Origin of the sequence: Pseudomonas sp. MWU12-2029, from assembly GCF_023242425.1 — a bacterium.
Lineage (GTDB): Bacteria > Pseudomonadota > Gammaproteobacteria > Pseudomonadales > Pseudomonadaceae > Aquipseudomonas > Aquipseudomonas kribbensis.
Genome location: NZ_JALJDY010000010.1, coordinates 73,008 through 87,071, shown reverse-complemented (window position 1 = coordinate 87,071; position 14,064 = coordinate 73,008). Strand labels below are relative to the sequence as shown.

11 protein-coding genes are annotated in these 14,064 nt (G+C 60.5%); 5 read left to right on the top strand and 6 right to left on the bottom strand.

The genetic code is table 11. The annotated features are described in order from the left end of the window. The first annotated feature begins 95 nt into the window (after positions 1-95). Complete coding sequence (locus tag M5B44_RS23225; RefSeq protein ID WP_248740616.1) at positions 96-1,652, top strand: TerC family protein; 1,557 nt, start codon at positions 96-98, stop codon at positions 1,650-1,652. Positions 1,653-1,660: 8 nt separating this feature from the next. On the opposite strand, the gene M5B44_RS23220 is transcribed toward M5B44_RS23225, so the two are convergent. From M5B44_RS23220 to M5B44_RS23195, 6 genes are all read right to left on the bottom strand, one after another. Next, positions 1,661-2,734: a sensor domain-containing diguanylate cyclase gene (locus tag M5B44_RS23220; RefSeq protein WP_248740615.1), complete on the bottom strand. Its 1,074-nt coding sequence runs from the start codon at positions 2,732-2,734 to the stop codon at positions 1,661-1,663. Next, positions 2,718-3,596 (bottom strand): DUF4434 family protein, encoded by an 879-nt coding sequence (locus tag M5B44_RS23215; protein WP_248740614.1) that lies wholly within the window; start codon positions 3,594-3,596, stop codon positions 2,718-2,720. Before M5B44_RS23215 ends, M5B44_RS23220 begins: the two co-directional genes overlap by 17 nt. Beyond that, complete coding sequence (locus M5B44_RS23210) at positions 3,596-6,754, bottom strand: NfrA family protein (RefSeq protein ID WP_248740613.1); 3,159 nt, start codon at positions 6,752-6,754, stop codon at positions 3,596-3,598. The genes M5B44_RS23215 and M5B44_RS23210 overlap by 1 nt, the downstream gene beginning before the upstream one ends. Then, positions 6,751-8,925, bottom strand: coding sequence for a cyclic di-3',5'-guanylate-activated glycosyltransferase NrfB (gene nrfB / locus M5B44_RS23205; RefSeq protein WP_248740612.1), 2,175 nt, complete (start codon positions 8,923-8,925; stop codon positions 6,751-6,753). The genes M5B44_RS23210 and nrfB overlap by 4 nt, the downstream gene beginning before the upstream one ends. Continuing rightward, positions 8,922-10,076, bottom strand: a complete 1,155-nt coding sequence (wecB, locus tag M5B44_RS23200) for a non-hydrolyzing UDP-N-acetylglucosamine 2-epimerase (RefSeq protein ID WP_248740611.1) — start codon at positions 10,074-10,076, stop codon at positions 8,922-8,924. The genes nrfB and wecB overlap by 4 nt, the downstream gene beginning before the upstream one ends. 176 nt (positions 10,077-10,252) lie before the next feature. Further along, positions 10,253-10,684: a thioredoxin family protein gene (locus tag M5B44_RS23195; RefSeq protein WP_248740610.1), complete on the bottom strand. Its 432-nt coding sequence runs from the start codon at positions 10,682-10,684 to the stop codon at positions 10,253-10,255. Positions 10,685-11,023: 339 nt separating this feature from the next. Here M5B44_RS23195 and M5B44_RS23190 point away from each other — a divergent pair, with 339 nt between their 5' ends. Genes M5B44_RS23190 through M5B44_RS23175 form a run of 4 tightly spaced genes read left to right on the top strand, consistent with a single transcriptional unit; the run spans position 11,024 to position 14,052 of the window. Continuing rightward, positions 11,024-11,872 (top strand): transporter substrate-binding domain-containing protein, encoded by an 849-nt coding sequence (locus M5B44_RS23190; protein WP_248740609.1) that lies wholly within the window; start codon positions 11,024-11,026, stop codon positions 11,870-11,872. Between the two features lie 51 nt (positions 11,873-11,923). Continuing rightward, on the top strand, positions 11,924-12,586 hold the full coding sequence (locus M5B44_RS23185) for an amino acid ABC transporter permease (protein WP_248740608.1): 663 nt from the start codon (positions 11,924-11,926) through the stop codon (positions 12,584-12,586). A 9-nt stretch (positions 12,587-12,595) separates the two neighbouring features. After that, positions 12,596-13,258, top strand: a complete 663-nt coding sequence (locus tag M5B44_RS23180) for an amino acid ABC transporter permease (protein ID WP_065260531.1) — start codon at positions 12,596-12,598, stop codon at positions 13,256-13,258. After that, entirely contained in the window at positions 13,255-14,052 is a 798-nt protein-coding gene (locus M5B44_RS23175; RefSeq protein WP_007960239.1) for an amino acid ABC transporter ATP-binding protein, read from the top strand. The genes M5B44_RS23180 and M5B44_RS23175 overlap by 4 nt, the downstream gene beginning before the upstream one ends. Positions 14,053-14,064 lie beyond the last annotated feature (12 nt).

Sequence of the window (14,064 nt, the reverse complement as noted above, 5' to 3'; positions counted from 1 at the left end):
CCCGACTATCGTTGATGGCGCAGCCTTCGAGCTTTCGCGCCGCACTTTGCCGTGCCTGGCAGCCTGAAATCACTGAAGAGAGATAGAGACAGATTATGGAATGGTTAGCGGATCCCACGGCATGGCTGGGCTTGTTGACACTGATCGTGCTGGAACTGGTACTGGGTATCGACAACCTGGTGTTCATCGCGATTCTGGCGGACAAACTGCCGCCGCATCAGCGCGACCGCGCACGAATCATCGGCTTGAGCCTGGCGCTGATCATGCGTCTTGGCCTGCTGGCGAGTATCTCTTGGCTGGTTACGCTTACGCAGCCGTTGTTCGAGGTGTTCGGCAAGAGCTTCTCCGGCCGCGACCTGATCATGCTGTTCGGTGGTGTGTTCCTGTTGTTCAAGGCGACCATGGAATTGCACGAACGGCTCGAGGGCCACGTCGGCGAGCGCTCGACCAACACCGCTTACGCGTTGTTCTGGCCGATCGTGGCGCAGATTGTCGTACTTGATGCCGTGTTCTCCCTCGATGCGGTGATTACTGCCGTGGGCATGGTCGATGAACTGGCGGTGATGATGATCGCTGTGATCGTGTCCATCGGTGTGATGATCGTTGCCAGCAAGCCGCTGACCCGCTTCGTCAACGCTCACCCGACGGTGATCATGCTGTGTCTGGGCTTCCTGATGATGATCGGTTTCGCCCTGACCGCCGAAGGCCTGGGCTTCCACATCCCGAAAGGTTATCTGTACGCCGCGATTGGTTTCTCGATCCTGATCGAGGTGTTCAACCAGATCGCCCGGGCTCGTCGCAAGCGCTCGATGCAGGGCTTGCGCCCGATGCGTGAGCGTACGGCCCATGCGGTGATGCGTTTGTTGGGCGGTCGCAAACTGGCGGTGGAAGAGGTGGGCGAGGAGATCTCCGACTTGCTGGACAATGGCGAGGCGCCAAGCGCGGAGCTGTTCGACCGACGTGAGCGAGTGATGATCAGCGGCGTGCTGCAACTGGCTGAACGGCCGATCCGCACCCTGATGACCGTGCGCGCGGATGTCGATCACATTGATCTGGCGGACGACGCAGCGGCGATTCGTACGCGACTGATGCATTCCTCCTATTCGCGCTTGCCGCTGATTCGCAACGGTGCGGTGGATGAACCGTTGGGCTTCGTTCACAAGAAGGAGCTGTTGAAAGAGTATCTGGCCGGTAACGAGCCGAACCTTGAACACCTGGCGCGCAAGACGCTGAACCTGCTCGACAGCTATTCGATTCTCAACGCACTGGAACAGATGCGCGCTGCGTCGACCCACATCGCGTTTGTTGTAAACGAGTTCGGTGATTTTGTCGGCGTGTTGACCATGACCGACATTCTCGAGTCGATCGCCGGTGAGTTGCCGGACGCCAGTGAAATCGCCGGCCCGGACGTGGTCGAGGAGCAGGGCGGGTTTGTGGTGAACGGTGCACTGAACCTGACGCAGATCCGCCAGCGCACCGGTTTTGTGGCGGAGCCGACCGAGGATTATCAGACCCTCGCCGGGTTGGTCATGAGCTTGCTGGATCGCTTGCCGATGAAGGGTGATCGCCTGGAGCATTCAGGTTGGGGCATGACCGTAATGGCGGTCGAGGAGCGGCGGGTGACGCGAGTGTTGCTCAAGCGTGAGGCCTGACGGCCTCACTAATGAAAGGTATACCGGTCTTTCCCGGTGTGCTTTGACTCATACAGCGCTTCGTCAGCCTTGATCAGGGCCTGGTTGAGGGTGTCGCCATCCTCAACCCGGGCCACACCGATGCTGATGGTCACCGGATGCCGGGTGGTTTGCTCACGCACCACCCGGCACAACTCACCGGCCAATGCCTCGACGTCCTCGCGGCGTACGCCGGCCAGATAAATCGCAAACTCCTCGCCACCCAGTCGCGCGTATTCGAACGGTGCCATTACCGCCTTGATGTCTGCTGCGATCCGCTTGAGCACTTCATCGCCGATGTCGTGGCCGTACACATCATTCACTTTCTTGAAGTTGTCGATGTCGATCATCGCCAGATAATGGTCGTGCTCGCGAGGCGCTGCTTGCAGGCTCTTTTCGGCGCGGGTCATGAACGAGCGGCGGTTGGGGATTTCCGTCAGCGTGTCGTTGTAGGCCTGATCCAGCAACAGCTTGGACATGATGTAGTTGTAGAGCTTGGTCTCGCGCAGTTTCAAAAACGTGTAGATCGTCAAAGCACAGAGAAACACGCTGTAGGCGATGGTCATGACGCCTTTGAGTTCCAGCAGGCCGATACCGGTCCCCATGAAGGGGTTGAGTATCAGCCAGGTAACGACTTGCGCACCGAAGAACGACCAGCGACTGAGGGGCAGCACGGAGGCGCTGTAAAGCGTGGTGGCGGCAGCGAGCACCAGCCAGATGCCGTGAAACGTCGGTGGCAGGCCGTCGATCACTAGCCGTATGCCCAGGGTGATGAGGAACACGAAGGTCAGGTTCAGCCAGTCGAAGTGACGGGCCTTGCGCGTGAACATCAACACCACGGCGAGGACTGCAAACGCGGCGATGAAGATCATCGAACGCCAGGTGAAGCCCTGATCGCCGAGAAAGCTGACGATCAGGTCGAAGGCCAGCCAGATGCCCATGCTGGCCAGATAGATCAGCAGGCAGAACGAATGCAGCCGTTCGAACTCATGCTGGATGAACTCGTCCCACAACTCGGCGGGTGCGGTTCGCTTCAGGACTTCGTCTTCAATGGTTTTGTACATTGCTGCCCGGATGCTTGCGCTGGTTGTCGAGAATCACCTGTCCCCACGGCCGGTATCGCAGGGAAAACACGGCACTTTGATGACAGCCGGTGGAAGTGGCATCCGGTGTTGCCGGCTCGGCTCGGAAAGCCTCGCCTTCACGGCTGACCTGACGGAACGCTTCACGCACGATGCCGACGGAGCAGGGCAGTGCGCTGGCATAGCCGTTGCGCACCAGCACTGGCAGGCGCCCGGTACCCGCGCCGTCCTGCCACCAGACCTGTGCGCCGGCGGCTGTCAGATCCCCCAGCCATTGGGCATTGACTGTCGGGGCAAGCTTGCCGGCGCTGAAGGCGCTGACATGCAGCGGTGCGTCGAGTTTTGCGGCGAAATCCTTCAACTGACGCTGGAGCGTTGCCCGCCGGTCTGCGGCCAGAAAGTGCAAGTCATCCAGTTCCAGCGGCAGATACCAACCGCTGACCGGCAGCTTCCACTCCAGGCGCAGCTTCTGTTGCTGTGCCAGCGATTGTCCCAGTTGCGCCTGCCAGTAGGCGCCGAGGCCGGCGCTGTCCAGTTCGTCGATGCGTTTGTAGTACGCCGGGTCCATCGACAGCCCGAGCACCAGTTGCAGGCCTTGCTGTCTGGCGAGTTTCAGGCTGTTGGCGAGCCAGCCATTGGCACCGCCAAAGTCCGAGTCGCCGTACGCGGTCCACTGCACAATCACGGTTCGCGTGCCTTGCCGGGCCGTGTCCTGCCAGACTTTCTGCCACTGCGCCTGGGTCAGGCCGGCGTCGACATTCAGCGGCTGATAGAACACGCGCTCATCGGCCCGTGCAAGCGTGGCGCCCAGCAGCAGGAAGAAACACAACATCCATCGAGCCATCAGAAATTCCACTCCACACCCAGCAACACACCGTTGCCGCCTTCATACAGATTGCCGCCCAGCGACTGTTGATATTCGGTGCGTACCGTCAGTTTCGAACGGTAGGCGTTGTAGCGATCTTCGTCGTACCACCATTGCCAGCGCAAACCGACACCGGTACGCAGATCCTGGCGCCAATCGTTGCTCGGGTCCTGGCTGGCGAATTCGAGGAAGCCGTAAGGCATGATCGTCTGGGCACCGCTGTTCGGCAGCTTCCAGGCATGCCCCTGCTGGAACCGCGACAGCCACTGGTGATCGCCGGCCTTGGTCCACCAGGCGGCGTCGAGATAGAGGAAACGCTCGTCCCAGTCGTTTTCATCGACGCGCCAGTCGTTGCGGTACTTGCCCTGATCGAGGAACGAGGCCGTAGCGCGCAACAGGTAGTCGGTGGTGGTGTGGCCGTCCTGGCGGTGATCGTTGATCTGATCCAGCAGTTTTTCCGGTACCAGCATCTGGCCGAGGCTCAGACTGTGGTTGTCGTCATCGTTGAACTGGCTCTGTTTGTAGATCTCACCGTAGAAGTTGATGTTCTGCGTGCCCCACGGCTTGTAGCGCAGGCCGACGCCGGCGGCGAGGGATTCGGCGTAACTGGAGCGACCTTGTCCACCCAGCAGTACGCGACCGTACACCGACAGCGTACTGCCGGCGCGGCTTGGTTCATCGCCGAGGGCGTGATCCCACATCGCCAGTTGTACGTTTTGCGAATCGGCGTGGCGGCGCGAACCTTTGCTCTCATCCGGGCGCACGAAGTCATTGGTGGAAACCCCGGCCGGCGACCAGGTGCTGGCAATCGTGCGGCTGTCGCGGCGGGAGAGGGTTTCATGGGCACGGCGCTGACGGTAGCGGCGCGCCTCCATGCTGCCATCCTCGTCGTCGGCGGCCACCGGGTTCTGTTCCAGATCAATCACCCGGCGCAGTTCCTTGCGGGCAGAGGCGCTGTCTTCCACTTCGTCATAACGCCAAGCCAAGGTTTCGCCGAGTCGATAATCCTCGGGGAAGTCACGGGTGGCCTGTTGCAGATAGGGGATTGCGGTGGCGCGTTCCTCGCGGGTTTCGGCACCGGCCAGACGCATGCCGTAGTCAGCGCGGTAACGCGGGTTGTTGGGGTCGCGGCGTACAGCTTCGGCCAGCCACGCAGTGCTTTGCGGCAAATCCCCGGCCTTTTGCGCGGTGACCGACGCTGCGTAAAAATGCCCGGCGTCCGGCGCTTGTTGCAAGGCTTTGCGCTGGCGTTCAAGTGCCTGGGCATGATCGCCACGGGCATCGGCGATGGCCGCACCAAGGGCCCATTCATTGGCGCCACGCGTCGTACTTTGCTGCCAGTAACCTTCAGCGGCCTGGCTGTCACCGGCATTCAGCGCGCTTCGGCTGGCGGTGAGGCGGGCGTTGTCGCTCAGTTCTGTTGCGGGAATGCTGCGCCAAATGGCCAGCGCACCAGTGGAATCGCCAGCGGCTTCGAGAGCGTAGGCCAGTGGCAGGCGACTGCTTCGGTCTCCGAGCTTTTCCGCTTGCTGGTAATACACGACAGCCTCACCTGGTCGGTCCGGCATTGCACACCGACCCAGTGCACGATAATCGCCGGCGGCTTGCGGATGGTTACCGATGGCTTGCTGAACGGCGTCGCACTGACCGTTCTCCGCGAGCTGCGCAAGCAACTGACCACGGGTGGCACCATCCACATGGGTGAGCAACGAAGCCATGCGCCGTTGTTGTTCCGGTGTCGTGGTTTTCGAAGCCGCATACAGACCGGCCAGACGTTGGAGTGCAGTGGCCGGCAAGCGTCCTTGATGACGGTCGAACGCGGTTTCCAGCAACTGTTGCGCCTGTGCGCGATCGCCATTGTTTACCGCCAGATAGGTGGCCTGGTTCAGCGAATTCAGGTTGCCGGTCTGCCGATAGTGAAGCTCCCACAAGGTCTGGGCTTCGGTCATGCGGCCCATGCGTTGCGACAGTTCTGCCCGACGTTTGACGATTTCAGGTGTTTGCGTCTGGCCGGCCAGCCATGCATCGACCTTGTCGCTGCGTCCCTGATCCTGCCAGACATTCAAGATTTGCTCCTGACGGCGACTGTCCCACGGCTGCGGCAGTCGGGTGGTTTGCAACAGGTCGGTGGCTTGCAGGCGCTGGGCAAGTATCAGCCAGGTTTGCGGGTCGTCGTCAGGTGTGCAACCGCGAAATTGCTTGAGCGCTGCTTCCGGATCCTGGCGCGACAACCATTCGGCGGTCTCCAGGCAAGGACGCTGCAGGTCGTTGCTCAAACGCTGCACGGTTGGCACGTCTTCGGTCTTGCGCGCCAATTCCCACAGGCGCTGGCGTTGCGCCGGGTCGGCCAGATCGGAGTCCGGCAGCGACTGAATCCAGCGTTGTGCCTGTTGTTCGTGACCCATGGCAATGGCGCGGTCGACCATTGCCAGACGGACCTTGCGGGCAGCCTCCGGACTCGGGGCCTGTTGCAACAGTTGTTGCAGCGGTTTCTCGTCGAGGCGCTGCACGTAGGCATTGGCCAGACGTTGCCAGCCTTCGGCATCCAGCTGTTTTCGGGCGGCGAGCGGTGCGAGCTGATCGATGGTGCCGCTCCAGTCGCGCAATTGCTCCGACCAGTTGGCCCGCGCCAGACGCAGGATATTGTCGTCACCCTTGGGCGATAGTTGCGCCAGCCAGTCGTGAGCCTTGGCCGCGCCGCCGAACTTGGCCAGGCTCAGGCTATAAGCCTGCCACAGGCGCACGCGGTCATTCAGGCTGCTGGTGGCCATCCAGCTTTCAACCTGAGTACTGGTCGGCGGATCCTGCTCGATCCAGGTCAGGCGCAGGTCGAGGAGGGCGTCGCTGTTAGCCGGCAACGCTTGCATCGCGTCTTTGTAACGGCGTTGTTTGGCCAGTGACTCAACCAGCAGTGCCCGCGCCTCGTCGTTTTTCGGGACCTTTTCCAGCAAGTGGCGCATCAGTCGCTCGACTTCTTTCCAGTTGCCCTTTTTCGCTTCGCGGTAGCTGCGGTCCATGTAGGGATAGCTGCGGAACTGCTCGAAGTCGCTCAGCGGCGCAGCCTGTAGCGGATACGCAGTGCTCAGGCCCAGCAGCAGGCTGCCCATCAGCAAGGTGTGACGATGCACAGGCTTCATGCGACCTCCCGGACAATGCGGTAGGCGGCTTGCTGTTCGCTGGCCTGATCGGCCAGGGCCTGTTCCAGGACTTCCTGGGTAATCATGCCCCGGGAAATCAGGTGTTCGCCGAGCGACATCTGTTCGGCGTCAAAGTCGATCAGCGCCTGATTGAAAAGAGTCGGCGGCACCATGCCGCGTACCTGCAACAGATTGCCCAGCAGCACCTGATGGCGGCTGACCCGCTCCAGCAAGGCTTCATCGTCCTGATGGCGCTCAAGCACTTCGAGCATATGACGCACTTCCTCATTCTGGCGGGGACTGGCGTACCAGTAGCGAATCCCCAATGTGACGCGGCCCTGGGGGGCCAGACGACAACGCACCGGGCGTTTCAATTGACGGCTGATGGCACCGAGCGAGACCTGGCTGACCGGGCCTTCGGAGGCAAGAATCAGGGTTTCGCCTTCTTCGCCCACCGGCAGCACGCCGTAGTGCGATGCGACCCGGCGTGGCACGGCATCGATCAGGCGCTTGTCGAGCTTGAACGGGTTGAGCGGTGCCCACTCCAGATCCAGCTGTTCGGCCAGGGTTTGTACAAGCTGTGTGCTGTCGATGTATTCGCGCAACAGCAATTCGCGCCCCAGACGCCGGCGCACCGGGCTGGTGATCGCCGCTTCCAGTTGCTCTTCGGTCAGCAGGCCTTTCTCCACCAGTCGATGGCCAAGCGGGGTACGTTGGGCCTTGGTCAGCGCCGGGAATTCGTGGGTGGTCTTGTCCCAGGCTACGCGCCGCGAGTCGCCCATCTCCATCACCTGGCGCAGGGCGCGCAGGTTGGCGAAGAAATTGACGAAGTTGCTCCACATCATGCGCGGTGCCGACAACAGACCTTCCACCAATCCGTAGTAACGAGTGACAAACCAGCCACGCTGGAACAGACGGTTGAACAGCATCAGTCCGTTGAGCCACAGCAGCACCGAGAGCAATGAGCTGTCGGCGAGGATCGACGGATAGCGCCACGAGTCCGGGGAAATCACCGTGACCGCCCACATCGCCAGCAGCACCAGGAACAGCAGGTTGACCAGAAAGCTCAACAGGTAGGCGATCAAGCCGCGACGGTCACGCCACAGGAAGTAATTGAGCAGACCCTTGCGGCTCCAGCCGAGGTTCTTGGTGCCTTGGAACACGATGCCGACGATCCATCGCGACTTCTGCCGGATCGCATGTTGCAGGTCCCGTGGGAAATGTTCGCGCACACAGATCACCTGGGAGAACTCGCGGTTCATCCCGAACACCCACGGTTGTTCCAGCGCCAGTTTCGGGTCGCTGACCGAATAGCGGGCGAAGATGCATTTCATGCCTTTCTGCTTGAGGCGGAAACCGATGTCGTAGTCTTCGGTGAGACTCTGCACATCGAAGGCAATGCCGTCGCCATCTTCCAGCAGGGCGCTGATGGCTTTACGGCTGAAGCAGGTGCCGACGCCGGCACTGGGCACCTGGCCGGTGAGGGCTTCGCGGACGATGACGTCCTTGCCGTGGTTTTCGGCGAACTCATCGACGTAGTGGCCGGCGGTGAAACCTTTCCACTCCGGTGCGTAGGGGTAGACCGGAATCTGAATCAGGTCCTTGTTCGGCAGCAGGTAGTTGTAGAGGCGCAATTCCATCGGCGAAATCACGTCTTCGGCATCGTGCAGGATGAACCCGGCGAACTGGATTTTCGCCTCGCTCTCGAAGCGCAGAATTGCGTCGATGATGTTGTTCAGGCAGTCGGCCTTGCTGGTCGGGCCAGGTCGGGCGCAGACCACCTTGTGTACGTTGGGGTAGTGCTGGCAGACCGCGTCGACATCGGCCTGGGTTTCGGCGTCGTTGGGGTAGGTGCCGACGAAAATCTGATAGTTCTCATAGTCGATAGTGGACGCGGCAAGGCGCGCCATCTCGCCGACCACGCCGACTTCGTTCCACGCCGGCACCATGATTGCCAGCGGCTTCTCGGGAATCGAATACAGGCGCTCCTCGTCGGCGCGTTTGAACTTCTCGTAGATCCGCCAGCGCCGGATGAACTTGCGGCTCCAGTAGACGAGATCGATGAACAGGTCATCGAGGCCGAGGATGAACATCAGCAGGGCGAGGATGATCGCCACATACTTCAGACCAAACAGCACATACGCAAAGAAGTCGACCCAACCCAGACTCATACGCCGTTACCCGCCGCCGAGCGTGCGCTCAGCCAGGCGTGGAGGCGTTTGGCGATGCGTTCACTGGCGTGACCGTCACCGTAGGGGCTGTGGACGCGGCTCATGCGTTGGTAGGTTGCTTCGTCATCGAGCAACTGGCTGGCTTCCTTGACGATCTTCGCGGTGTCGGTGCCCACCAGCAACACCGTGCCGCCCTCGAGTACGGAGGGGCGTTCGGTGACGTCACGCAATACCAGCAGCGGTTTGCCGATGGCCGGCGCTTCCTCCTGGACACCGCCGGAGTCGGTCAGGATGAAGTGCGCGCGGCCCATCAGCCAGACAAAGTTCGGGTAATCCTGAGGGGCGACCAGATAAATGTTGGGTTTGTCGGCGAGCATGCCGTACACCGCGCTTTGCACCTGCGGGTTGAGGTGTACCGGATAGACAAATTGCACATCCGGGTAGCGCAGGGCGAGATCGGCCAGGGCCTGGCAGATGTTCTGGAAACCGTCGCCGAGGTTTTCCCGGCGATGGCCGGTGATCAGCACCATGCGACGGTTGTCGTCGAGCACCGACAACGGGGAATCCGCCGCCGGACGCCACTGGCTTTGCTGCTGGTGCGTGCGCATCCACAGCAGCGCATCGATCACGGTATTGCCGGTGATTTCGATGTTGTCTTGAGGTACACCTTCGCGCAGCAGATTGGCTTCGGCCTTGCCGGTCGGCGGGAAGTGCAGGTCGGCGATGACGCCGGTCAGGCGCCGGTTGGCTTCTTCCGGCCAGGGCGCGCGCAGGTTGCCGGTGCGCAGACCGGCCTCGACGTGGCCGATCGGCAACTGGCGATTGAACGCGGCGAGGGCGGCGATGAAGCTGGTGGTGGTGTCGCCATGCACCAGCACGATGTCCGGCTTGACCCGTTCGTAGGCCTGATCGAGCTGTGCAAGAAGATGTTGCGACAGACCGTTGAGGGTCTGGCCCTGGGTCATGACTTGCAGGTCTTCATCGACCGTCAGTTCGAACGCGTCGAGGACCTGCTTGAGCATCTCCCGATGCTGGCCGGTCGAGCAGATGTTGAGTTTGATGTCGGGCCACTGACGCAGAACCCGGGCCAACGGGGCCATTTTGATGGCCTCCGGTCGAGTGCCGAAAACCATCATGACGTTAAAGGACATTAGACCCCTCCTGGGACGAAGCAAGGCCGCGGCCGGATAGCCAGCAGCACCTATCTCTTTCTGAGAAATAAAGAAAAGCAGCAGGATGGGAGCTTGTCCAATCCGGCCTCGAGGCTAGTTGTTACAGATCAATTGGAACGAAAGTGCCATTACCTGATGGCTCTTAGGTGGCACTTTCAGGAAAAGTTCCGTGGAGAGGTGCGGGGAAGGGTGCAGAGATTTCGCAGAGTCTGGTAAAGCCAGGCAGTGTCATGTTTTGGCTTGTGCTGAACGGGTGTAGGTTTGATCTTGCCGATGTAGCGAACAAAGGATTGCTCCAGCATGTCCTCATCGCCTATTCCTTTGAAATGTTCCAGCAGCTTTCCGTTCTTGTAGAGCAGGATTGTCGGGAACCCAGAAACGCGCGCGTGTCTGGGTGACTTGTCGACATCAAGCATGTAGCTGTCGGCCCAAGGTTTGAAACCTTCGGCAATCCGCCGGAATACCGGGCTGGCCCAATGGCAGGCGGGGCAATGTTCGCTGTAGAAATACAAAGCCACCAGCCGTCTGGTTTTCAAGGCTTTGCGATAGGCCGGCGCCAGGGTCGAGTATTCGGATGTCGAGCGCATGGAGGCTTACCTGTTCATCGGTTCCGGATGACGCTGACGGTAAGGCGAATGATGCCGTTGCCGCTACTGTCAGAGTTGACAGGTGCCGAGCACATTTTTTTGTGCACCGCGCACCGATATGTGGCCCGAATACTCGTCGTGTGTAGCCAACGGTAGCGCAGCGTAATGACACCTCGCGTAACACAGGCTTCACCATTCTTTTTATCCCTTTGATTCAAAACAAATTTAAATCCATTGCTGATTCCCCTCGAATCCCGTGGCACACTTTCTGCTGTCTATTCCGTAGTAACAAACCGTGTTCCGGTATAGCGGAATAAGCAATCCTCTGGAGTGCTTGCCATGCATCGCCGACCATCCTTGTTCAAAGCGTGTGTTTTTGTTCTCGCGGCTTCGTCCGCTGTCGTGGGCATGGCCCAGGCGGCCGACAGCAAGCTCGACAGCGTCCTGGCCCGTGGAAAACTGATCGTGGGCACCGGCAGCACCAACGCGCCGTGGCACTTCCAGGGCGCGGACGGCAAGTTGCAGGGCTTTGATATCGACATCGCCCGGATGGTGGCCAAAGGTCTGTTCAACGACCCGAACAAGGTCGAGTTCGTTGTGCAGTCGTCCGATGCGCGGATTCCCAACCTGCTGACCGATAAGGTCGATATGAGCTGCCAGTTCATCACCGTCACCGCCAGCCGTGCGCAGCAAGTGGCGTTCACCCTGCCGTACTACCGCGAAGGTGTCGGCCTGCTGTTGCCGAACAACAGCAAGTACAAGGAAATCGAAGACCTGCAGGCCGCCGGCGACAGCGTGACCGTGGCGGTGCTACAGAACGTGTACGCCGAGGAACTGGTGCATCAGGCGCTGCCCAAGGCCAAGGTCGATCAGTACGACAGCGTCGATCTGATGTACCAAGCCGTAAACTCCGGCCGCGCCGATGCCGCCGCCACCGACCAGTCTTCGGTCAAATACCTGATGGTGCAGAACCCTGGCCGCTACCGCAGCCCGACGTACGCCTGGAGCCCGCAGACCTACGCCTGTGCCGTCAAACGTGGCGATCAGGACTGGCTGAACTTCGTCAACACCACCCTGCATGAAGCCATGACTGGCGTTGAATTCCCGACTTACGCGGCATCGTTCAAGCAATGGTTCGGCGTAGATTTGCCATCGCCCGCCATCGGTTTCCCTGTCGAATTCAAATGATCCCGTGAAAGTGGGGCGCCCTGACGCGCCCCGCTCAAGGTACTGCCAACCATGAACTATCAGTTGAACTTTGCCGCCGTGTGGCGCGATTTCGACACCTTGCTGGCGGGGCTCGGTCTGGGCCTCGAACTGGCGCTGGTGTCGATCGCCATCGGCTGCGTGATCGGCCTGCTGATGGCGTTTGCCTTGTTGTCCAGGCATCGCGCCTTGCGGGTGCTGGCGTCGGTGTATGTGACTGTGATCCGTAACACGCCGATTCTGGTGTTGATTCTGTTGATCTACTTTGCGTTGCCGAGCCTGGGGATCCGGCTGGACAAGATTCCGTCGTTCATCATCACCCTGTCGCTGTATGCCGGGGCGTACCTGACCGAAGTGTTCCGCGGTGGCTTGTTGAGCATCCCCAAGGGCCAGCGCGAAGCGGGGCTGGCCATCGGTCTGGGCGAGTGGCAGGTGAGGGCCTACGTCACCGTGCCGGTGATGTTGCGCAACGTGCTGCCGGCGCTGTCGAACAACTTCATTTCTCTGTTCAAGGACACCTCGCTGGCCGCCGCGATTGCGGTGCCGGAGCTGACCTATTACGCGCGCAAGATCAACGTCGAGAGCTACCGGGTGATCGAAACCTGGCTGGTGACCACGGCGTTGTATGTCGCGGCCTGTTACCTCATTGCCATGCTGCTGCGTTACCTGGAGCAGCGTCTGGCAATCCGCCGATAGGAGGCTGCGATGTACGAATCCCCCAGTTGGTTGCATGAGTTGTGGATTGCACGCGAAGCCTTGTGGCAAGGCTTTCTGACCAGTGTGCAGGTGTCGGCGCTGGCCATTCTGTTCGGTACGGTCATCGGTGTGTTTGCCGGGCTGGTGCTGACTTACGGCAAGTTCTGGATGCGCGCGCCGTTCCGCTTTTATGTCGATCTGATTCGCGGCACCCCGGTGTTCGTGCTGGTGCTGGCCTGCTTCTACATGGCGCCGGCGCTCGGTTGGCAGATCAGCGCGTTTCAGGCGGGTGCCCTGGGTCTGACGCTGTTTTGCGGCTCCCACGTTGCCGAGATCGTGCGCGGTGCGTTGCAAGCCTTGCCACGCGGACAGATGGAAGCCAGCAAGGCCATTGGCCTGACGTTCTATCAGTCCCTCGGCTACGTGTTGTTGCCTCAGGCGCTGCGGCAGATCCTGCCGACCTGGGTCAACTCGTCCACGGAAATCGTCAAGGCCTCGACCTTGTTGTCGGTGATCGGCGTGGCCGAGCTGTTGCTCAGTACCCAGCAGATCATCGCCCGGACGTTCATGACCCTGGAATTTTATCTGTTCGCCGGTTTTCTGTTCTTCGTCATCAACTACGGCATCGAATTACTCGGCCGGCACATTGAAAAGCGGGTGGCCCTGCCATGACTCAAGCTCAAGTTTCCAACGTCCAGAACGGCCAGCCCCTGCTGGACATCCGTGGCCTGCACAAACAGTACGGTGCGGTCGAGGTGCTCAAGGGTGTCGACCTGAGCATGCAGCGCGGCAACGTGGTGACGCTGATCGGCTCCAGTGGTTCGGGCAAGACCACGCTGCTGCGCTGCGTGAACATGCTGGAAGAATTCCAGGGCGGGCAGATCCTGCTCGACGGCGAATCCATCGGTTATGACGAACTCAACGGCAAACGCGTGCGTCACCCGGAAAAAGTCATTGCGCGGCATCGGGCGATGACCGGTATGGCGTTCCAGCAATTCAACCTGTTTCCGCACCTCACCGCGTTGCAGAACGTCACCCTCGGCTTGCTCAAAGTCAAAAAGATGCACAAGGACGAAGCCGTGGTCTTGGCCGAGAAATGGCTGGAGCGGGTCGGCCTGCTGGAGCGGCGCAATCACTTTCCAGGTCAGTTATCCGGTGGTCAGCAGCAGCGCGTGGCGATTGCCCGGGCGATTGCGATGAACCCGAGCCTGATGCTGTTCGACGAAGTCACTTCGGCCCTCGACCCGGAACTGGTCGGTGAAGTGCTGAACGTGATCAAGGGCCTGGCCGAGGACGGCATGACCATGTTGCTGGTGACCCACGAAATGCGTTTTGCCTTCGAGGTCTCGGACAAGATCGTTTTCATGAATCAGGGACGCATCGAAGAGCAGGGGCCTCCCAAGGAGCTGTTCGAGCGTCCGCAATCGCCGCGGCTGGCGGAATTTCTCAAGAGCACGCGGTTCTGACTTTTCACTTTT